This is a genomic window from Opitutia bacterium ISCC 52 (genome assembly GCA_014529675.2).
Classification (GTDB): Bacteria; Verrucomicrobiota; Verrucomicrobiia; order Opitutales; family UBA2995; genus UBA2995.
The window spans coordinates 305130-326284 of sequence record CP076040.1; the positions used below are offsets into that span (position 1 = coordinate 305130).

Sequence of the window (21155 nt, forward strand, 5' to 3'; positions counted from 1 at the left end):
ATGAGGTGAATCGAGATTCATCGAGTTTACAGCACTGAATTTTGGATAACAAAGATCGCTCGTCATCGACATGAGTAAATTTCCAGACACCCACTTTCGTTAGGCAAGGTATTCCTCTCTGAAGTTTTTGCAAACCCACGTCAAGATCCTGAGATTGATTGCAGGTTTATACAAATTATATAGCCATGGTCGTGAGACCATGGATGTTAACGTGGAATTCGTTTCGGCAGTAAGCTACGTCCTGCAACAAAGCATCGAAACTCAATTGTAGGAGGTAGCTTGCTGCCGATTTCATCCGGTCAGGACCTCCAAACTCCCAACGTCCCAGCTCCGCCGTAAATCCGCCTGAGAAAAGGTATAGCAGGGCCACTGCATTGCTACCTGTTACATGTATCGGCTAATAGGAAGCAACCTATCCTTGAACCCACTCGAATTCCTGATCTACTCCTTTTCATTACCGAATTCCCACCACTATTGAACATGAGCTCCATGAAAGCCCTTGAGTTAATTGAGTACGAAAAATTTGAATATAAAGAAGTTCCCTTGCCGGAAATCGCACCCAATGAAGTGCTGGTCCGAGTAGCCGCCTGCGGGATTTGCGGAAGTGATGTGCACGGTATGGATGGCTCCAGTGGACGCCGTATACCACCTATCATCATGGGGCACGAGGCTGCCGGTACGATTACCAAGCTGGGGTCTTCCGTGGACGCTTCCAAATGGAGTGAAGGCGACCGCGTAACCTTCGACTCCATGATCTATTGCGGCAACTGCTACCACTGCAATCGTGGGGAAACAAACCTCTGCGACGATCGTATGGTCCTTGGCGTATCCTGTGGCGACTACCGTCGACACGGTGCATTTGCAGAGTATGTAACCATTCCGGATCACATTCTTTACGCACTACCAGATGGAATTTCTTTCGAGCAAGCCGCTATGGTCGAGGCTGTATCCGTGGCTGTGCATGCTGTGGCTCGCACCCCGGTCGAGCTGAACGACTCGGTTGTTGTCGTGGGTGCTGGTATGATTGGTCTGCTTTGTCTCCAATCGATTAAGGCTGCCGGTTGCGGAAAAACCTTTGTAGTCGATCTTGATGAATCGCGCCTGGCAGTGGCCAAACAATTTGGGGCCGACTTTTGTCTCAATCCATCCGAAGTCGATGTCATCGAAACCGTGGTGAAAGAAACCCACGGTCGAGGTGCTGATCTCTCTATGGAAGCGGTTGGAATCACCGCTGCAACCCAAACGGCGATACGCACGCTCAGAAAAGGGGGCAGCTGCACGCTGGTCGGTAACATTGCCCAGACAGTAGAGATGCCTCTCCAGGAAGTCGTGACCCGTCAGATTAATCTGATTGGTAGCTGCGCTTCATCCGGAGAGTACCCGGCCTGCCTCGACCTGATCGCCAGCGGCAAGATCGATGTGGGCCCACTCATCAGTCAGGTACGTCCACTAGAAGAAGGTGGCGATTGGTTTTCTCGTCTGCACAAAGGCGAAGCCGGCCTGACTAAAGTTATTCTAAATCCCTAATAGGTAAGGCCACCGAGGCGAATGCTGACACGTCAACAAACGAAGTGCAGAGTAACATTCCGTCCCCGCAATGCCGTCTTTCATCTTTTAGCTCCCATCTCCTAACTTCATTTTCATGATCTCCACCGGTATCATCGGAACAGGTAAAGTGGCTCATTTACATGCAGCGGCTCTTGCTAAAAACCCTAACAGCAACTTTACAGCCGTCCTCGGTCGTTCTCCTGAGCGGACCCAGTTCTTCGCTGACCAGTACGGCGTCAAAGCCTACACTGATCTCGAAGCCTACATAGCCGATTCTGGCGTTCAGGCCTCTACCATTTGCACGCCCCATCCAGCCCATGTCGATTCAGCCGTCGCGGCGGCGGAAGCAGGTATGCATCTCTGCATTGAAAAACCGTTGGCGTCCTCGTTGGAGCACTGCGACGCCATGTTGGCTGCAGCTGAGAAAGGGAACGCCAAGATGGGGATGGTTTGCCAGCGACGCTTTTATGAGCCAGTGGTTCGTGTGAAAGAAGCCGTCGATTCCGGTAAGATCGGAAAGCCCATTTTGGGTATGGTTACGATGCTTGGTTGGCGCGATCAGGACTACTACGATTCCGATCCCTGGCGCGGGACTTGGAGCGAAGAGGGTGGAGGCGTTCTTGTAAATCAGGCAGTGCATCAGTTGGACCTGCTGCTCTGGTATATGGGCGAGGTCGATGAACTCGTCGGCATGTGGGATAACCTCAATCACCCCGGTATTGAAGTTGAGGATACAGCGGTTGCTTCGCTGCGTTTCAAAAACGGAGCTATGGGGCACATCCTCGTGAGCAACTCTTTTAATCCTGCATTGTTCGGAAAGGTCAGTGTTCTCGGATCGACCGGTGCCAAGGTCGGTGTGCAAACGGATGGCGGCCAGATGTTCATTCCCGGAATGGCAGCCATCACCGAGCCACCGCTCAATGACTATTGGACCGTACCCGGTGAAGAGCAACTGCTCGAACAGTTCCGTGCGGAAGACAACGAACGCTTTCAATCCATCAATCCCGAGGAGCATTATCATCAACTGCAGATTGACGACTTCATCGAAGCAGTAATCGAAGACCGTGAACCCAGCACCACCGGTCTGGAAGGCCGCAACGCGGTTGAGCTCTTTGCCGCAATCTATCGCAGCGGACGTGATGGCAAGGCCATCAAGTTTCCATTAGCTCCTGAGGCTGACCGCGATGACTTTGATGGACGGTTGAAAGCAGATAGCTAAAAGCGGAAAATCGTCCTCTTCCTTCTACTCGTCCTCCTCCTTAAATTTGGCCGAAGACGCGGTTTCGATTTTCGTTCTCATCTAGAGATCGGCTACCAGTACATCGTAAAATCGTTTGTCTGAACTGGTCGAGCCGATGGTGTGCTCCAGAACCAGGAATTCGCCTGTTCCCATCACCGGATCGCCCAATAATTGCCAGTCACCAGACTTCAGTGTTTCACTATAACGGAGTTGATAGCTTTTACCGACGGAGGATTTCAAAACGAAGGTGATCACCTCTCCCGTAATAGCCACTTCGGTAATGTTTAGGGCTGGATCGATGACCAGGGTCGGGACATCTTCACTATCAATAATCCCGTTATTGTCTGAATCGGGATCCAATAAATTGATCACCTCATCGCCATCCGGATCCGCATTCCATTGGGATCCCCAGTAGGCCGCTTCGACTTGGTGCATGATCGAAAGGCATCCTACTGCGATTGTGAGGAGAGCGTAGGTTGGGTTCCTTTTCATAGAGCTACCTTTCGTGGGTAAATTCAAAGAGAATAGATAGGCGTTTTTAAACAGCTTAATGATAACCAAATAAGTTGAATCGTCGATTCATTGAAGGGTCTATCTGGCAGTTAATGGCTCTCCTTATCTGCTTAATTAGCAAATAGTCAGTGACATAAAACTGGTAATAGATTCGGTTGTTTTCCACTTTTAGGAATGACTTCAGCGAAATAAGCCATCAGGTTGTTGGTGATCTCTCTTCCGCGGCTTCGCCGGAGATCTCTTTCCATGTCTACCTGCCTCCCAAGAATCCTTATCCTAACCTTTGCCTTTTGCCTCGGCTTGTCAGCTTGGGAGGCTCCCATTCCCGAAACGCAGGAAGTGCCTGAGCACCGTATGGAAAAGGGATTTAAGCCGGAAATCATAGCGACGCGAGTGGATACGCCTCCGAAGATTGACGGCTTCCTGGATGAGGAAGTTTGGCGAACGGCACCATCCAGCGGACCTTTAATTCAAAATTCACCTTACTCTGGTGAGCCGATGCTTCAGCCGTCTGAGTTCAGGGTCGCTTACGATGATAACTTCATTTACGTGGCCTTATGGCATTGGGATTCGGAGCCGGACAAGATTGTAGCGCGCTTGATGCGGCGGGATGACTCTCTGAGACCAGATGACTACTCGATTGTAGTATTGGATACCTTTAACGATGAGCGCAACAGCTACTGGTTTCGTATCAACCCCAATGGTACGCGTCAGGACGGTATTACCAGTAACAACCGAAACATTAATACCCAGTGGGATGGTATTTGGGATGCTAAGACTCAAGTGACCGAATACGGTTGGTTCGCTGAGTTGGCTTTTCCGCTGACCACGTTCAGTTTTGATCCTCAGTCGGACACTTGGGGCTTAAACGTAACTCGGAACATCAAGCGCAATGATCAGCGCGGCATCTGGTCATCACCACGTAGATCCATGCGGTCCTACTATGTGTCGGAGGCAGGGAAGCTCAAAGGTTTGTCGGGGTTGAAGCAGGGGCTTGGGTTGGAGTTCAATCCTTACATTCTCGGCAAATATTCCGATGACAAGGTCCTGGGAAAAGACGACTTCGAATTTGATTGGGGTGGAGACTTCCGTTATCGGATCACGCCCAAGATGAGTGCCACGGTCAGTTACAATACCGACTTTGCCGCCGCCGAAACCGATGCGCGCCAGGTGAACCTCACGCGCTTCTCTTTGTTCTTTCCGGAAAAGCGACGCTTCTTTTTAGAAGATAGTGGAGTGTTCAACTTTGGGGGGCTGGGCGGCCGCTTTCGCCGTCGCTCGAGAACCACGCCGGTATTCCTTCCTTACTTCAGTCGACGCATTGGATTAAGTAGCAAGGGACAGGTTGTTCCCTTGGTCGGCGCGGCCAAACTGACGGGTAGGGTCGGGGAGTTCGACATCGGGATCATCGATGCTGTTCTGGATAATACGGATACACTCGATTCTAATAATGCATTTGTGGGTCGGGTATCCCGGCAGGTGCTTGAGCAATCCTCTTTGGGAGTCCTCGCAACGCACGGAGATCCAAATTCTGAGTACGACAACCTATTGCTCGGTTCGGACTTTCGTTTCCTGACTAATAATTTCCTTTCCCGATATCGACTGGAGGCAAATGTCTTTGTGCTCGGTACCAAGTCAGATGATCCAAGGTTCAGTGATAGTCTTTCGCCCAGCTTCGGTGGCAATGTCGTTATTCCGACTGACAACTTCGAAGTCGAGGGAGCCTTTCTGCAGATCGATGATGATTTCAACCCGGCCCTGGGGTTTGCTCCTCGGCGCGGCATCCGGCGCTTCTTTACCAATGCGACCTATCAGCCTCAACCGCAGTCGATCCCCTGGTTGCGACGCTATTATCTGTCCTACGAAGGGGAAGTCGTAACCGACCTGTCTGGTAATTTGCAGTCGGAGACCCATACCCTGACGCCGGCTGGGCTACTTTTTGAGAGTGCCGAGTATTTGGAGTTTAGTTTGGAGCACTCGTCCGATGTGCCGAGCGAAGAGTTTGAAATATCAGAAGGCGTGGTCATTCCTGCGGACGACTATTCCTGGACACGCGGTGTAGTGGTACTCGAAACGGCAACCAAGCGTTCCGTCAGCTTCACCCATGAACTGTCATTCGGGGACTTTTACGACGGGACTCGAGTTGAAAACTCCTCGGAGATTACCTGGGCCCCATCCAAGCACTTTGCATCGATTGTCGGTCATACCAAACAAAGCGTCGAACTGCCCCAAGGTGACTTCGATATCAAGCTGGCCTCGCTTACGGCTCTGATCAATTTTACCCCCGACTTCACCTGGTCGAATCTGGTTCAGTACGACAACATCTCCGACAGCATGGGCATCAACAGTCGCCTGATCTGGGAATACAAACCCGGCGCCAAAGTCTTTCTCGTACTCAACCAAAGTTATCTGGATGAAACGACCGGTTTCGTCCGCCAGCAATCTGATACCACCATAAAACTGAGCTCAATCTTTCGGTTTTAAGGCAAAGAGTTTTATTCTCCCGTCATTCGTTCAGCATCCTGAGTCAAATTATTCGCCAGATTCCATTAAGAGGTAGCGTTTCTAGATTCGGTCTAGACGACTTTGATTCCTGTTCAGAATTCATAGAGCCGTAAGGATATATCTGACTGCTTTATAAGCGTTTAAGGAGCGCCTGTTTTATAAATCTGAGTCCGAGTTGGCTTTGCTCTTTTGGTAGGCCTCTATCTTCATGTCGTTAGCGATGATCGCCATCAGGTCCTGATAGTATTTAATCCACGCGGCATGTTGGGGTGAGTCGGGTGCCAGGTCTGGGAGATTTAGTTTCTTACTGGCTTTTCGCAAAACCACTTTTAGGCGTTTCCCTTGGGAATACTGATCCAGCACGTAATCATCGCGAACCAGCTCCTCTTCCGTTCGGTTATCCAGTTGATAACGGAAGCTCAGCGTCTCCTGGTAGTACTTTTCAACGGCGGCTGTGAACTGTTCGTCTGAGTTTGGTTCCATGGAAACTTTTGTAAGCGATGGTGATTGAATTGAAGGAGCGCAGAGTGGCTATGGCACCGGTGGATTCCTTCATTTGGTATCCTGAGCGAAGCATACTTTTGGGTCCAGAGAGAAACGCTGCGCTCTGTCGGGACGAGGGAGTTGGTTCTGACCCTGGAAGATCCCTATCGCTCCGCATTGGAAAAGAGCCTCGGATCTGGTTGCTAAAGGTATTGGTAAAGGAGTCTAAATATCGGGCCAATAATGTTTGACATTATCGGAAATCCTTGGAGCTTTGTCCGCTCTTAAGTGCCTCTCTAGCTCAATTGGTAGAGCAGTTGACTCTTAATCAATTGGTTCGGGGTTCAAGTCCCCGGGGGGGTACCAAGGCCGGTGTAGCTCAATTGGTAGAGCAACTGATTTGTAATCAGTAGGTTGCGGGTTCAAGTCCCATCGCCGGCTCCATTTAAAACACTGTTTTAGAGGGAGTTGTGAATGTTAAGGCAATTTCCATTGTATTTCATTGTAGGCAGATTTAGCTTGTTTTCAGCCGTTTTAGGGGCAATATAAGGGCAGTAATGCCAAGGACAACAAAGCTGAAGCCCGTAAAAGTGGGTGATGGGAAGTGGCGGCAGTTGATGCATATACATTCTAGGGCGACCTCCCCCGCTACCCCCGCCCCCGTCGGCGACAGGGCTGCTTCTTTTTTTATTTCGACCTACTGAAACTTGCCATCGCTGATCTGTAAAAAGCTGGCATGTCCATCGACTTGAGAACCGCTTTTAGTTCTGGCGAGGCAGTTCCAAAAATTTCTATCTTTGCAATTTCAAAGTATCCTAAAAACTCCCCGAAAAGGCCCTCTAGTTAACCTCCCTCTGAGACATTCTGGCTATTAGTGAAATAATGCATGAAGGCAATTGACTGTTAGGAACAGATTTTGCCTTAATTCAAACATGACAGATATCAAAAGAAGGGCTTTTCTCAAAAATGGTGTCGCGGCAGCGGCTATGCTCCCTGTCGCAGGGTTTGCGCAAGCGGGTGACGGTAATGAAATCCAAGTCGCCAATACCTTTGATGAAACAAAAATCGACTGGAAACCACTACCAGGTCCCGATGGAGAACCAACAGAGCATGTTTCCTTGTCTTTTTTGAACATCGACGAGAAAGCAAAAGTAATCGATATCTTGTTTAAATTTTCAGCCAATGCAAAAATTCCTATGCATAAACATTCCTCAAATTACAGTACCTTCACTGTTCAGGGAGAACTTCACACTTATGATACCGATGGGAATTTGAAAAGCGTTCGTCCTGCAGGTGTATTTAAAGCGGGAACTCCAGGAGAGGCACATACTGAGGGTGGAGGCGATGAAGACGTAGTCGTATATTTTAGTTTAAGGCCGTACACATCGACCGACCCTATATATGAAATACTAGATGAAAACTTAGAAGTTGTTGCAGGCATGTGTTTTGACGATCTTAAGGAACTTTACGAAGCATATTCCTAATAAAAATATTATTCAGCGTTAGGGCTAACGAAGATATTTTTTTCTGCCTAGAGTAGATGGGTTTCCAAGGGCAATCACGGCGTTCATGTGCTATAATGGTACCTTGATATTGGAAGCCACAGGGTTGAAGGAGAGTATCGCTGATGCGGTGCATGAGTACGCGAGCAAGAAGCAGGAGGAGGGCGTAAAGAGTCTTTCTAGGATGAATCCTGAGAAGGTTGGCCAGATCCTCTATTTGTTCTCCCTAGGCGTAAGTCAGAGCCAAATGGTAAAGCGACACAAAATATGCCACAAGACGATCAAGAAAACCTTGATGGAGTACGCTGATCATTTGGGTAAATGGGCCGAGGTTGGAGCGAGGCTTTCCAAACAGCTTTTTCTCAATCTTCATTCATTGGAGGAAGATATTATTGAAGATGTCAGGGAGCGTATGGAGAGCGGTAAATTGAAGCCCAACTTCCGCGATGTCTATTACGTCTCAACAGCTAAGGAAAAATCTTGGCAGCAAGCTCACAGAATTGAGGAGCGGAGAGAGGAAACAAATTACACTAGGAATGTTGTTAGCCAAGAAGACTATGAAAAGGTCCTAGCTAAGGCTAAGGAGAGGATGAAAGCCTGAACTTAGCCCCCAGATGTTAATCTAAAAAGGAAGAGACTGGGAAAGAGAACAGGAGTGCGAGTGCTAATAAGGGGAGGTGTTTCATTCTACTGAGGATTTACTAATTTTGAGATTCTTTGTGAAGCTTTTTTCAGAACACTCTGTGCGGGAAAATTTCAATGTCCATTGAGTAGTGTCTCGCCATCTTCCTTAGCCTTTCCAGGTGCTTCTTCATCACCTCTGTCTTTAAGGACCAGAACAATGCCAGCCTTCTTGCCTGTCTGCATAGCGTAATTAAGACTCTGCCCAATGGCTTCCGCCCATTTGTCCGCAAAGTCCACCTCAATGGCGTGAGTGGCTGTAACAATGTCGCAGCGAGTTCTATCCTCAAGAACCACTTCCGTTTCCCCTCCAACTAAGTTGGCGTAGTATTGCTAGTAGTGGCTTTCAGGGTACAGGCGTTTCGCCTGTAGCAAAGAGCAGGTGGCTAACAACACCAATAGAGCGAGGGTTTTCATTGGTGGATTAAGATTCACAAGAGCCTACAACTATAAGAAAAATGATAAATAGCAAAACTGATCCACCAAGCATCACCCAACTATCAGTATCATACTCAGGTTCTCTCACACTGGCCTTTTCTTTCTCAGGGTCATAGGCTATATACTGGTATCCATCCCATCGCAATGGTAGAGAATGCTTTTCTATTAAGCGTTTTATAATTTCTATGGCACTGCTATCTCCTAAGATACTAACGGCCTTATTAAGTTCTCTTAAAACCTCTTTATTTTTCTTCTTAATCAGGAAATTGGCTAATTCGATAACACTTCTATTTTCCCCAAAATAGGTTTCCAAAAAAGCCTTTCTAAGACGCTGTTTTAATTCCTCAGCTTCCATAAATTTTTTGGATTCCAAGAGTGTTATTCTAAAGATAAATCCTAGCCGTGATGATAGTGAAGAAAGCTCCTCAGAATACTCCTTCACTTCGGGGTGATAGGACAGGGCAATTTCCCATTCATCCTTAAAAGGGTCATTAGACCCACCTTGAGATTCAGTGAAGAATGGATCTTCTTCAGGTAGTTCATCCTTTCTTGAAGCATCATACTCGGTTCGCTTCTCCTCATTTGATAATGTATCGTAGGCTTTGTTTATAGCAGCCATGCGATCATGAGAATCCTCTCCTTGATAGAGATCGGGATGATAAAGCTTAGAAAGAGCTTTGTATGCCGCTGTGATTACTGCTGGCTCTGCACTGGGCAAAACACCCAAAATTGAATAGTAGTCCTTACTCATTATGGCTAGTCGCCCATCAACTTCGGGTTGGCCTTAAGCATTTCCCGTGAGAGGTCTTGAGCTTTAGCAATTTGTTCTTTGGTCATTAATTCAGCCAAATCTGCTTTCACTTCCTTGGCATCTTCATCCCCATTGGCAGCAGCAATGAGCCACCACTTAGCTGATTCCTTGAAATCTTTAGGAACTCCTTGCCCAACATAATACCAATATCCAAGCTTGAACTGAGCCAGAGGATTCCCTTGTTCGGCTGATTTCATAAGCCATTTCAAAGCTTCCTTGTCGTCTTCAGGAACGCCTCTCCCGTACTCATACATAACACTAAGATTATACTGAGCATCAACATTCCCATTTTCAGCAGCTTCTTTCCATTCCGCAATTTGTTCGGGAGTGGGCGTGTCGCCCCAAACACATGCGCCGAAGGCGAGAAGGAGAATAATTGTTAGGAGTGCTTTCATTGCTTAATATATAGCACCCATCCTTCAGCTTGTGAAGGAATAATGGGAGAGCGGTTAGGTTAACTAGAAATTATTAGGGTCATCAATTTTAACCCATCTCAACCCATTTTCATTGACGTAATACGCTCCATCCATCGCTGCAATTCCCAGAGTAGTGCGACTTTCAAATTTGGATTCACCTGAAATATCTTCATCCATGAGCTTTTGGTTATTTTTATCTCTTAATATGATGCTCATATTTACTTTTCCCTCCGATCTAGTGCGGTTCTGAATAACAGGGATTGCTGAGACACCCTGATCATTACCTGCTGAATGGACAACTACTTGAAGTACTAAATCAGAGTCGGGTCCGCTTAAAATACACCCTGCATTTTCTATTTTTGATTCAAAGAAATATTGGAAATATGGACGCATATTTTCATCGGCAAATCCTATGATCTGGCAGGAAATTGGTTGGCCAGCGTAAGGTGAAAAATCTAAATTTTTAGAAGCCTCAACTAGTGCAATTCTCACTACGTTTTGGGCAACTGCGCTGTAGCCTCCAGTTCCAGCTGTCTTTTGTGTAGTGCTGCAACCTAGAAAAAGGAGTGAAATCAGTCCAAAGGATATAACTAGAGCTTTTATTTTCATCGCTGTAGTGTAGATAAAAACTAGAGCTTAGGAAGAACATTTTTTCGGAGGCTAGTTGATGCTCTCAACCCATCTTGTGATGGGAGGGTGTCCCTAATCAGTAACTCCAGCGACACCATCCTGTTCCGAGTTGTACTCAAGCTCACAGGAAGTTTGCTCCTTATTTAGCCATGGAGACATGCTCATGGCCTTGTTCCTTGGAAGGGATCCTCTGGCCGCGTTCTTCCTAGCTTCTTCCTCATCATCTCCGACCCAGCGGACAAAATCATCCTCTGGATAGTGTTTCCAGATGGAGTCCTGTGGATTGAGTTTCTTTAGTGAGTAGACTTTAGGCATCTTTTGATTCTAGCCAGTTAGAGAAACGTATGGCCCATGGCTCTGGAGAAAAGTATTCGGAAGTGTGAAACCTATCAACCTCAGCATTCATTCCAGCATTGGGTTTAGGTATACCTAGCCATCCCCACAAAGCCTTCCTGTTTGCAGCAAACGCCATGCTTTCCCTGAATGGACTTTCATCAATCAACCCATTTATGAACTGATAGTATACGTCTTCAAATCGTTGGTACCTTACCCTCTCAAACCAGAACAGTCTTTCTTTATCTAGGCCAGTGATTGCCTCAAAATCACCTTCCATTAGAGCCATATGAACAGAAAGCACTGAATCTTCGGAGTATATCTGGCTGAATTCCTCAATCATCGCGTTACTGCGATCCTGCCTGATCTCAGACCGAGCGATGCTTGAAGTCTGCCGCATTTCAATAATCAGGAAAACGAGGCCAGCGAGTACAGCTACGTTTCCAAGTGCTGTGGTGATAGTAAGGATGGTGTTTGTTTTCATAATTACGCTAAACTGGGGAATTAAGAAGCTGTGAGATTATTCAAACACAAAGGGTGAGCCTAAGCCTTTGGAGGGACTTATCTTGCCCTCACTCCATTTTTTGAAAAATATCGCAAAGTTGCTCTCCTTGAATTCTGAATCTTCCATGTAGCTCTTAATAGCCGCCCGAAATTTAGGGTTAGGATCTGGAATTCTTAACCATTTCCAAAGAGGCGTTCTGCTTGCAGCCATAGCTATGCTGAAACGGTATGCATTCTCATCAATTAATCCTTCCTGGTACTGAAAGAAAACGTCTTCAAGTCGGAAGCCCCTTGCTAGTTCATAGTGTCTTATCTGTCCCCATTCATTATTGGGTACAGAGTCAAAATCCGCATTATCTATCGCTCGGTGAAGAAGAGAGTTGAATTGCTCATCTCTGGCGTAAGCGGTGTATTCATTAATAATACTAAGAGTTCTTTCCTGTCTTATCTCGGATAGTGCGATGGCAGAATTCTGTTTAATTTCAAAGATAAGGAAGACCAGTCCGACTAGGACCCCGACATTGGCAGTTGCTGTACTTAAGGTGATGAAGGTGTTTGTTTTCATAATAAAACCAAACATGAAGAAGACCTGTTAGGGCGACAATTTTTTCTGGGGGCAGTTGATGTATATATATTGCGATGCTGCCGCCCCCCGCGACCCCGTCCCCGTTGGTCTGCTTCACATCGGCCAACGCATAATATTGTGTTACGATATGAAAAGAGTGTTACCCCTGCTCAAAGTCAGTCTCCTGTTGGCATGCCTCCCTGCTTCGGCATCGGCGATAACCATTACCATTTCGGCTCTGAACGACTCGGCGACCGAAATAACACTCACGGCCACTGGGGAGGCTTATATTTCTCAAACCTTTTGGCCGGCCGGCGATAAATATTTTGGAAATATAGGGGATTTTATCACAAACGGCTCCGGGTTAAATGCTACATGGTTTACTCCGTCATCTGGGATAACTGCATCAGGACATGCATTAACTAGGATTCAGCTGAACGATGGTGGCGGCTCAAACGATGACGATTTGTGGATTTGGTTTGCCATCTTCACTTCAACGCCCGGCTCGTATGAGATTTCAGGCAGTGCAACGATAGACCTTGGGGGAGAAGGGCATACGTTTGGCGATTTCAACGTAGGTACGTATGAGGATGACGGCGATACTTTTATAGTTCAATACAGTTCCGTCCCCGACACAGGGTCCACAGCAGCCCTTCTTGGAGTGGGTGTTGCGGCTCTAGCCTTCGCTAGGCGGAAGCTGGGATAAGAATAGCTTCAGACGCCCTTTGAGGGACAATTTTTTCTGGGGGCAGTTGCTTAGGTATGCGATCAAGGCACTATTTTAATCGCGATCCACTAAAGCTGATTTTCCGCTGACCACTTAGCTCTCCCTCAATGTCATCTCCATCAATGACAGCTTTGAGATCAAAAGAATAACCACTAATTGTAAAATTAGCAGTTGCCGAGCCATCAGATTCAAGGACTACGTTTTTGAGTGGTGCCTCGCCTGTTGGAGTAATAACCGCACCCGAAAATCCTTCACTCGCTTCATTGAACCGTAGTTCCGAATTCTCTTCCGCTCCTCGCCAAGGGTTAACATATTTAATAAGGAAATTGCCGCCGAGCGGTTCTTCATCCGCTTCGGGGATTTGGGCTGATTGAGTCTCAGCTACTTTCGGTACAGTCTCACAGCCTGGAAAAAAGAGGCAACCGAGGGCGAGTAGGATGGAGAGCGATTTCATATCTTAACCAAATCAGAGATTGCCCCATAGGGCGACAATTTTTTCTGGGGGCAGTTGATGTATATATATTGCGATGCTGCCGCCCCCCGCGACCCCGACCCCCTTGCCGTGGGAAAATGCTCTTGATAATCTTTGAAAAGGAAGCTTTTAGGTTCACGGTTCCACTAGTAGGGCAAGATCCTTAGAGGCAATATAGGGGCATCAACTTTTTTTATCCAGATAAAATAACAGATTTTAATCTTATAAGTTACTATTTATAAGATATTTGCATGCGTAGCACAATTGGTAGAGCAACTGATTTGTAATCAGTAGGTTGCGGGTTCAAGTCCCATCGCCGGCTCCACTTTTAAATAGTTGTAGTTCAACGACTTGAGAACCAGCATAAGCTCTGACAATATTTTTTGGGATGTGGGTATATGGGTAAAATCTCCGAAAAATCTCCGATAAAAACCCAATTTTCCTGCGAGCCACTGTTTTCCAGCCACCTTGCACTCGTCAGGATTGGAACCGCACGGGGAGGGGGTCGAGGGGATCCAGTCTCCGGATATATTTATACATTAACCACCCTCGAAAAAAATTGTTCACTTATTAGGCAAGCTGTGCGAACACTAGCTTGATGAAAAGATCACTAGCCCTTCTCGCTGCCTTTGTTATTGCCTCCGTCCATCAGACTTTGTTTGGAGAAACTTCAGGAGATTGGACATACACGGTCTCCGACAACCAAGCTACCATCACGGGCTATTCGGGTGATGACACAGAAGTGGTAATCCCAGCTGAAGTTGACGGTAAGTCGGTCGTCAAGGTCGAGGGAGGCTCTTTTAATTCTATCTTCGACCCCTCATCTTCCTCCGTGACAAGTGTCACCATCCCCGACGGCGTTAAGACCATTGGTCAATGCGCTTTCTATAATTGCAGCAACCTTACAAGCGTCACCATACCCGACAGCGTCACGTCTATTGAGTGGTTTGCTTTTAACTCGTGTATTAAACTTTCAAGTGTTAACATTCCCAAAGGTATAGCTAGTATTGGTGATAGAGCCTTCGGAACTTGCTACAAGCTCACCAGCTTCACGGTTGATCCAGACAACTTAAGTTTCAGCTCATTAGCTGGCGTATTGTTCAATAAACTACAGACTGAATTAATTTTATACCCAATCGGAAGTGAAAATAGTTCTTACACCATTCCAGACGGCGTGACGACTATTGGTGATCACGCTTTCTTATATGGGAGATCGCAGCTTATTAGTATCATCATCCCAGACGGCGTGACCACTATCGAGCGTTATGCATTCTATCATGTCGAAGGCATTATCAATTTCACTATTCCTGCCAGCGTGACGACTATTGGGGAAAATAATTTCGATGCATGTTATAATCTTTTTAGTATCACGGTTGATACTAATAACTCAAATTATAGTTCTGTAGATGGTGTATTATTTAATAAACTGCAAACGTCATTGATTAAATACCCAACTGCAAAAGAGAATGACTCTTACACCATCTCCGACAGCGTCACGAGTATTAGTCCTAGTGCGTTCTTTGGTTCCAGCAGCCTTACCAGTGTCACCATCGGAAACAGCGTCACGAGTATTGGTTATGCTGCTTTCGCCGCTTGCCGGAGCCTTACCAGCGTCACCATCCCTGACAGCGTGACGATTATTGAATGGGAGGCGTTCGTTCATTGCATCAGCCTTACAAGCATCACCATCCCTGACAGCGTCACGTATATTGAGGGATATGCGTTCTTTGGTTGCACCAGCCTTACCAGCGTAACTCTTCCGGTAACCCTCTTTATGGAGGAAAACTATAGTTCTTATAGTTTGTCAGCCGATCAAGTTCGTGTGGAAAAGACTTCAATAGATACATTCGTAGCTAATGCCGAAACAGCCGCACGCACACTAGGGCAAACGGATGTTATCAATAACCCTACCATTCATGGACTATTTGGTGAAAACACTGTTGAAGACGTAAGAATAGGTGCCCCGATGATGAGGAAGAACAGTGAGGGTAAGTTGTTGTTTGATTTCCAAATTCAAGCTTCGGACGACCTACAAAACTGGACCACCCTTGATGCTCCAGAATACGAATTGATTCCAAGCTCAGACAAAGAGTTTTTGAGAGTTAGGGTTTCAAACGAATAGTTCACCTGCCCAACATCTTCTATAGCTCTCATCGCTTGCCGTTCCGCCTTGTCCAAAGCAACGCTCACCGGCAACAAATCACTGAATGTTGGTTTCAATTCTCCGGAGCTGAGTCGCTGCTGTAAATCTGACACCATGTCCTCTTCAATGGAGCTTAGCTCAAGGAATAGTCGTCTATTAATTTCAACACCCAACTTGCGCCAGCGTGTTGTGTGGTTGGCATACTCAATTAGTGTGTGTTTGATAGTGCCGTGAGACAAATGATATTTCTTCACCATCGTCGATTGGCTGACGCCCTGACTCCATAGATAGAGGATCAGTCCGACCTTCTTTGGATTGTATCGGCTCAAGCTTTTAATTCCCTCCAGCTTCTTCTGCTTGGCAAACTCATCGACCGCTTCAGCGATGCTTTCTTTTAATTCGATATCAATAAATTGGGGATTGGCTATCCTGTAAAAATGTTTCCAGCTTCGGTTCTTTCACCTGCGCGGGTGTTCCAATCTGCTTCGCAGTCTGTCTTATCCTCGCTAGGCTCCACGTAATAAGTCCCATCGCCGGCTTCATTTTGAAAAGGGAGGTTCACTATTAACTCTCTTTTGTTATGGCACTTTTATCTGGTTTTACAGCTTCCAACGAGAGGTATTCGACCAGCCCGATTGTATGTTGTGAGATTTAAAAAGCATTTCATGCTCCCTATTGAGGTATCTTTTAAGGAACGGAAAAGCAGGATGCACAGCAGGCACACTGAGTCGTATTTGAATAATCTAATTTTATCCAAATAGCGCGGTTGGGTTGCTGGTGACCAAGATTAATTTCAGCCTTTTTGTGGTTTTTCTCTCTGCTCAAAGTTATACACAAAACAAAATGTTTTTGGAATTTCCTTATTGTCTCATCCGCAGCGTCGTTACGGATGCACTGGATCGAGCATTTGCGCGTTTTCAACTCAATTCAACATGGCATCAAAATCTCCCCCATTGCGAAGACTTCCAGCAATTTTACTAAGTCCAAAAGCCCACTCTACAACTCTCTATCAAGAACCCCATTTCGAATGGCAGATCTTTTGGAAAGCCAAGCTGTAACCAATAACTAAAAAATGTTCCCCAAAACCCATAGCCTGTTCGCATATTGCGGCGAGGTATTGAAGCAAACCGCTACTGATCTGAAATTTAAAATTCGGGTCCAAACCGAAGCTGTAGACCTCCATCTTTTGCGGCTCGAGCTCAGCGGATCCAAAACAAAACACGACCGAAGCAACAGTTTCCGGTGCCTTGTTGAAGAAAACATCATCCTGTAATGATATTCCCAACTCAATACAACGAGGTTCTCAACAGGATAGAGCAGGTAGATCCCATTGCTTATGGGCGGAGTCGAAATTTTGTGGATGGTGCCGTAACTTACTTGTCACCCTACATCTCCAGAGGTGTTATTTCTACAAAACAGGTGCTCCATTCAGTGTTGGGTCGGGGATACAATCCAGAAAAGATTAAAAAGTTCATTCAAGAGTTGGCTTGGCGGGATTACTGGCAGCAGGTATGGATTCATAAGGGGTCGGCGATTGAAAAGGATCTGCTTCACCCTCAGCCTGGATTCGACAATCATCAATTGGCGATTTCCATTATTCGGGCTGAAACAGGTATTCATGCGATTGATACAGCGATCGAAACATTTTATGAAACCGGTTATCTTCATAACCATGTTCGCATGTATGTTGCAGCCATGGCTTGTAACCTTGGTAGAAGTCACTGGAGAGCCCCGGCTCGCTGGATGTATCATCATCTTCTCGATGGGGATTGGGCGAGTAACGCGCTGAGCTGGCAGTGGGTAGCGGGCTCCAACAGCCGCAAACAATACATCGCAAATCAGGAGAATATCAACCGTTATTGTCATTCCCAGCAACGCGGAACTTTCCTCGATAAACCCTACAGTCGATTGTTGACCGACCCGAAACCTGAAGCTTTGGTGCCTCTCGCCGATCCCGAACTAACGACCAAGCTGCCGAAAACCACACCTTCTGAAATCGATGCAGAACTCCCAACACTTATCTACAATTATTACAACCTCGATCCGCGATGGCATGTTGAAATGAAGGCAAATCGTGTACTTTTACTCGAGCCAGAGGTCTTCTCCAAATACCCAGTATCGGAGCCTTGTATACGTTTTGTCTTAGAGCTCGCAAAAAATATACCAGGCATCCAAATTTTTACCGGAAGCTTTGCTGCTTTACAATCACATTTGGGCGGGACAGAAGTACGGTTCAAAGAGCATCCCCTGAATCAGTTTCAAGGGACAGAAGAGCCTCGGGAATGGATGTTTGAAACGACAGGCTATTTCCGCTCTTTCTTTGCCTTTTGGAAACGCTGCGAGCGAGAAACAAGATGACTAAGTGCCCCATTAACATTGTCTGGCTCAAGCGAGACCTACGTCTTGCCGATCATGCACCTCTGCAAGCTGCAGAGGAGGCAGGTATCCCTTACTTTATTTGCTGTTTGCTGGAACCATCCTTCCAAAAGCATCCCGACTGGAGTCTACGTCATTGGCAGTTTACTTATCACAGCCTGCCTTCCATGAACCGAGGGCTTGGGTCCTCTGGGCGAAAAGTGGATCTTTTCTTTGGAGAGGCCACCGAGGTTTTTTGCTGGGCCCTAAAACATTATTCAGTAAGGAATGTTTTTAGTTATCAGGAGACGGGGACGGAAACCACCTGGAACCGGGACAAACAGGTTAGAACGATTCTCCAAGAGCACGGAACGCAGTGGACGGAGTTTCAACGTGACGGCATTTTACGTGGAATCAAGGACCGAAAGGGTTGGGATAAAAAGTGGTTTTTTATTATGCATTCACCTGGCATTGAGAATCGTTATTCCATGCAGTCCCTTACCCTCAAAAAGCATCCCTTTACCCTCAATGCCAATCTCCTTAAGGAATTGGAAAGTTATCCTCATGCCTTCCAAAAACCTGGAGAACCGGAGGCATACCATCAGCTCTCCTCTTTCGCTGAAGAAAGGGGACTAAATTACCACAAGCACATTTCTAAACCGGCAGAGAGTCGCGTATCCTGTTCCCGCCTTTCTACTCATCTCGCATGGGGCAATCTTTCTGTTAAACAAGCCTATCGATTCATCAAGCAGCATGACCAATATGCAAATCACAAACGTCCCTTCTCGGCATTTCTGCAACGTCTCAAATGGCATTGCCATTTTATGCAAAAGTTCGAAGTCGAATGTAGTTACGAATACCAGTGCGTGAATCGAGGTTATGAGTCGCTGGAACACGAGAACAGATCGGATTGGCTGGAGGCTTGGAAAACCGGTCATACAGGTTTGCCACTGGTCGATGCATTAATGCGTTGCCTTCATGAAACCGGTTGGATCAATTTTCGCATGCGAGCCATGTTGGTTTCTGTCTTGTGTCACCACTTGGACCAAGACTGGAGACGAGGTACTAACCACTTGGCGCGACTTTTTCTCGATTACGAACCGGGGATACACTTCACCCAATTTCAAATGCAGGCCGGAACTACTGGTACAAATGCCATACGAATCTACAACCCTGTAAAACAATCCCTGGAACATGATCCGCTGGGTCATTTCATTCATCGCTGGGTTCCAGAACTTGAGGGCGTCCCGAACGCATTTACACATACCCCATGGAAAATGGAGCTATTGGAACAAACCATGTGTGGCGTAAAAATCGGAGAGACTTACCCTTGTCCTATAATAGACCCATTGGAGCGAGCTAAACAGGCTCGTAAGAAAATATGGGGCCATCGTAGTAATCCGTTGGTCAGATCAGAACGCGCCCGCATTCTCAAGACACATACCCGTAACACTTCAAGCGTAGCTCAACCGGCTCAACAAATTTAAGGAATATAAAAGAGTCCCAAATGATTATGCATTTCCACTTTGTATTGTGAAACAAATCATCCAGGCTCAAAGATCACAAACCGCTGAGCAGGTTGCTCAAAATAGGCAAAGCTGAACAGTATCGTAGTTCGTTATGCATGAAACCTTTTTCTGCTGCCCACTTCATACCTCCAGCGATTCGATGCGGATCTTTCAGTAAATGTGTCATTGCAAAAGTTCGAAAGGCTTTTTTGAGCTGATCGAATTAACAGAGTCCGCATCTCTCCCGGTTTTTCATGAGCTAGGTGACATCTACTATTTATCCGGCATAGAAGAATAACTAAGACCTTTCGGGATTCTAGGCCCTTCAGTCAACTCTTCCCAGATGAGTCTCTCAATCTTTGAAGGGCGTTCCGCGAAAAACATGTTTTCGAAGGAAAGCGTACCCTGAGCTGTTACAGGGGCCACAACTTGATCTGGACTGGGAGGAGCGTCTTGGTCCCCATATAGCCAGGTCATAAAAAAATAAGATCTCCTCTCGTCGGGGTGTACGACAAAAAAAGATGAGCCAAGGCTGTTTCTGAAAGCAATCTAGCTACAAGACCGTATACAGTGTCTCTGGAGGCCGTGTGAAAATTGGAAAAACAAGTGATTTACAATCAGCAGATTGTGGGTGTTCCTCATTTCTGTAGGCATGAAGCTAAATCTCATTTGGACATTGGAGCCGATTTGAGGTCGCTAATTTTAAAACGAGTTAGCTCTCTTTCCCTTGCTTGGATCTGCTTTGCGCGCGCAACTCTTCAAGTTCTTCTTTGCTAACTTTCTTAAGCCCTCGAGCCATGTTGGTGGCCACGTGCTTGCCTTTGCTGTCGAAGAGAAAGAGGTCGACCTTGGCTCCAGCCACTTTCAGCTCAGGAAATTGACATTCGAATTCCACGGGTTGGGTTTTCCCTTCTTTTAGGTCTCCCACTGGAAAGGTTCGAATGAGGGCCGCCTTTTTTAATGATCCATCTTTTTGGGCTACTTGAAGGCTTATAGACAAGGCGCCGTAAGCATCCTCAATGTTCTTCGTGGATATGAAGGTGCACTGGCCTTTGATCATATCCATGAACCCCAAGCCATTTAAATTGTCGATTTGATCGATGTTCTGGTTATAGCTGAGATCTTCTTGAGTATCTTCATTATTCCAGAGATCTCGTTGTTGGTTCTGAATCTCACTAAGCCGTGCACTGTCTCCAGCGGCAGTGGCGGAGAGTCTGTCAGAGGCGAGCGCAGCATGCTCAAAATCAAGCCCCATCTGATTTTGTAAATCCTCGGCTCCGACCTCGTTCATCGAATGTAGTGCACGGATCTCGGATTCTAAGGAGTGGAGGTTGAAACTAAATTCGGCTACCTCCGCGAACATGGTGCTGACAGCTAGAATGGGTTTTAGCCCAGCGGCCAATTTCGGGGAGGGCTTTATGTTCTTTCCTCCTGCCTGGTAGCGTTTTCCGTCGAAGCTTGTGATGGGAACCATTTCTCCCTTCACATCAACGCTCACTTTCCCGCTCAGGAAGAGGTAGTGAGATTTCTCAGAAGAAGAGGCGTTTTCTTGGCCATGGGCTAAAGAAATAGAAATGAGGAGTAGGCTGATAACAGTAATGTTTCTCATAATCGGGTAGATTTTTGCAGATTATTACCGTATCCAGATTCAATTTTGAGTCAAACGGCAAGGGAAACTTGGGAAGACTGCTGATAAAAACATTGCTCCTCATTTCAAGATTCTTCCACTATCGAGTAACCCTAGCCTTCAAGATCCCGTTACTCTTTGTGACGTCTCTTTT

At 46.6% G+C, this 21155-nt stretch carries 21 protein-coding genes and 3 tRNA genes; 12 read left to right on the top strand and 12 right to left on the bottom strand.

Annotated features, from left to right (window positions below; genetic code table 11):
* Positions 1 to 175 precede the first annotated feature (175 nt).
* Positions 176 to 370: a hypothetical protein gene (locus GA003_01285; protein QXD28645.1), complete on the bottom strand. Its 195-nt coding sequence runs from the start codon at positions 368 to 370 to the stop codon at positions 176 to 178.
* A gap of 119 nt (positions 371 to 489) precedes the next feature.
* Between GA003_01285 and GA003_01290 the strand changes: the two genes are divergently transcribed.
* Both GA003_01290 and GA003_01295 read left to right on the top strand, forming a co-directional pair.
* Positions 490 to 1527 (top strand): galactitol-1-phosphate 5-dehydrogenase, encoded by a 1038-nt coding sequence (locus GA003_01290; GenBank protein QXD30309.1) that lies wholly within the window; start codon positions 490 to 492, stop codon positions 1525 to 1527.
* Between the two features lie 115 nt (positions 1528 to 1642).
* Positions 1643 to 2767, top strand: coding sequence for a Gfo/Idh/MocA family oxidoreductase (locus tag GA003_01295; GenBank protein QXD28646.1), 1125 nt, complete (start codon positions 1643 to 1645; stop codon positions 2765 to 2767).
* 81 nt (positions 2768 to 2848) lie between these two features.
* Here the strand turns inward: GA003_01295 and GA003_01300 are convergent, their stop codons facing one another.
* On the bottom strand, positions 2849 to 3280 hold the full coding sequence (locus tag GA003_01300) for a hypothetical protein (protein QXD28647.1): 432 nt from the start codon (positions 3278 to 3280) through the stop codon (positions 2849 to 2851).
* Between the two features lie 267 nt (positions 3281 to 3547).
* On the opposite strand from GA003_01300, the gene GA003_01305 reads away from it, so the two are divergent.
* Positions 3548 to 5785, top strand: coding sequence for a carbohydrate binding family 9 domain-containing protein (locus GA003_01305; GenBank protein ID QXD28648.1), 2238 nt, complete (start codon positions 3548 to 3550; stop codon positions 5783 to 5785).
* A gap of 177 nt (positions 5786 to 5962) precedes the next feature.
* Here the strand turns inward: GA003_01305 and GA003_01310 are convergent, their stop codons facing one another.
* Positions 5963 to 6289, bottom strand: coding sequence for a hypothetical protein (locus tag GA003_01310; protein QXD28649.1), 327 nt, complete (start codon positions 6287 to 6289; stop codon positions 5963 to 5965).
* 290 nt (positions 6290 to 6579) lie between these two features.
* On the opposite strand from GA003_01310, the gene GA003_01315 reads away from it, so the two are divergent.
* From GA003_01315 to GA003_01330, 4 genes are all read left to right on the top strand, one after another.
* Positions 6580 to 6655: transfer RNA gene (locus GA003_01315), tRNA-Lys, on the top strand.
* Positions 6656 to 6657: 2 nt separating this feature from the next.
* Positions 6658 to 6733, top strand: a tRNA-Thr gene (locus GA003_01320).
* A 587-nt stretch (positions 6734 to 7320) separates the two neighbouring features.
* Positions 7321 to 7773, top strand: coding sequence for a regulator (locus GA003_01325; GenBank protein QXD30310.1), 453 nt, complete (start codon positions 7321 to 7323; stop codon positions 7771 to 7773).
* A gap of 103 nt (positions 7774 to 7876) precedes the next feature.
* Positions 7877 to 8392, top strand: a complete 516-nt coding sequence (locus GA003_01330) for a hypothetical protein (GenBank protein ID QXD28650.1) — start codon at positions 7877 to 7879, stop codon at positions 8390 to 8392.
* 155 nt (positions 8393 to 8547) lie between these two features.
* On the opposite strand, the gene GA003_01335 is transcribed toward GA003_01330, so the two are convergent.
* The 7 genes from GA003_01335 to GA003_01365 form a co-directional block, all read right to left on the bottom strand.
* Entirely contained in the window at positions 8548 to 8769 is a 222-nt protein-coding gene (locus tag GA003_01335) for a hypothetical protein (protein QXD28651.1), read from the bottom strand.
* 127 nt (positions 8770 to 8896) lie between these two features.
* Positions 8897 to 9661, bottom strand: a complete 765-nt coding sequence (locus GA003_01340; protein ID QXD28652.1) for a DnaJ domain-containing protein — start codon at positions 9659 to 9661, stop codon at positions 8897 to 8899.
* A 5-nt stretch (positions 9662 to 9666) separates the two neighbouring features.
* The gene (locus GA003_01345) at positions 9667 to 10116 is read right to left on the bottom strand and encodes a sel1 repeat family protein (GenBank protein QXD28653.1); all 450 of its coding nucleotides are present in this window, start codon (positions 10114 to 10116) and stop codon (positions 9667 to 9669) included.
* Between the two features lie 63 nt (positions 10117 to 10179).
* Positions 10180 to 10746 (bottom strand): hypothetical protein, encoded by a 567-nt coding sequence (locus GA003_01350; GenBank protein QXD28654.1) that lies wholly within the window; start codon positions 10744 to 10746, stop codon positions 10180 to 10182.
* A 93-nt stretch (positions 10747 to 10839) separates the two neighbouring features.
* On the bottom strand, positions 10840 to 11082 hold the full coding sequence (locus GA003_01355) for a hypothetical protein (GenBank protein QXD28655.1): 243 nt from the start codon (positions 11080 to 11082) through the stop codon (positions 10840 to 10842).
* Entirely contained in the window at positions 11075 to 11584 is a 510-nt protein-coding gene (locus GA003_01360; GenBank protein ID QXD28656.1) for a hypothetical protein, read from the bottom strand. The genes GA003_01355 and GA003_01360 overlap by 8 nt, the downstream gene beginning before the upstream one ends.
* A gap of 36 nt (positions 11585 to 11620) precedes the next feature.
* Positions 11621 to 12169: a hypothetical protein gene (locus GA003_01365; protein ID QXD28657.1), complete on the bottom strand. Its 549-nt coding sequence runs from the start codon at positions 12167 to 12169 to the stop codon at positions 11621 to 11623.
* 148 nt (positions 12170 to 12317) lie between these two features.
* On the opposite strand from GA003_01365, the gene GA003_01370 reads away from it, so the two are divergent.
* Positions 12318 to 12875 (top strand): VPDSG-CTERM sorting domain-containing protein, encoded by a 558-nt coding sequence (locus GA003_01370; protein QXD28658.1) that lies wholly within the window; start codon positions 12318 to 12320, stop codon positions 12873 to 12875.
* Positions 12876 to 12945: 70 nt separating this feature from the next.
* On the opposite strand, the gene GA003_01375 is transcribed toward GA003_01370, so the two are convergent.
* Entirely contained in the window at positions 12946 to 13350 is a 405-nt protein-coding gene (locus GA003_01375) for a hypothetical protein (GenBank protein QXD28659.1), read from the bottom strand.
* Positions 13351 to 13617: 267 nt separating this feature from the next.
* On the opposite strand from GA003_01375, the gene GA003_01380 reads away from it, so the two are divergent.
* From GA003_01380 to GA003_01395, 4 genes are all read left to right on the top strand, one after another.
* Positions 13618 to 13693, top strand: a tRNA-Thr gene (locus GA003_01380).
* A 273-nt stretch (positions 13694 to 13966) separates the two neighbouring features.
* A complete protein-coding gene (locus tag GA003_01385; GenBank protein ID QXD28660.1) occupies positions 13967 to 15490 on the top strand; it encodes a leucine-rich repeat domain-containing protein in 1524 nt (507 codons plus the stop codon).
* A 1293-nt stretch (positions 15491 to 16783) separates the two neighbouring features.
* Entirely contained in the window at positions 16784 to 17869 is a 1086-nt protein-coding gene (locus GA003_01390; GenBank protein QXD28661.1) for a deoxyribodipyrimidine photolyase, read from the top strand.
* Entirely contained in the window at positions 17866 to 19353 is a 1488-nt protein-coding gene (locus GA003_01395) for a DNA photolyase family protein (protein ID QXD28662.1), read from the top strand. Before GA003_01390 ends, GA003_01395 begins: the two co-directional genes overlap by 4 nt.
* A gap of 733 nt (positions 19354 to 20086) precedes the next feature.
* On the opposite strand, the gene GA003_01400 is transcribed toward GA003_01395, so the two are convergent.
* Positions 20087 to 20983, bottom strand: coding sequence for a hypothetical protein (locus GA003_01400; GenBank protein ID QXD28663.1), 897 nt, complete (start codon positions 20981 to 20983; stop codon positions 20087 to 20089).
* Positions 20984 to 21155: the final 172 nt, after the last annotated feature.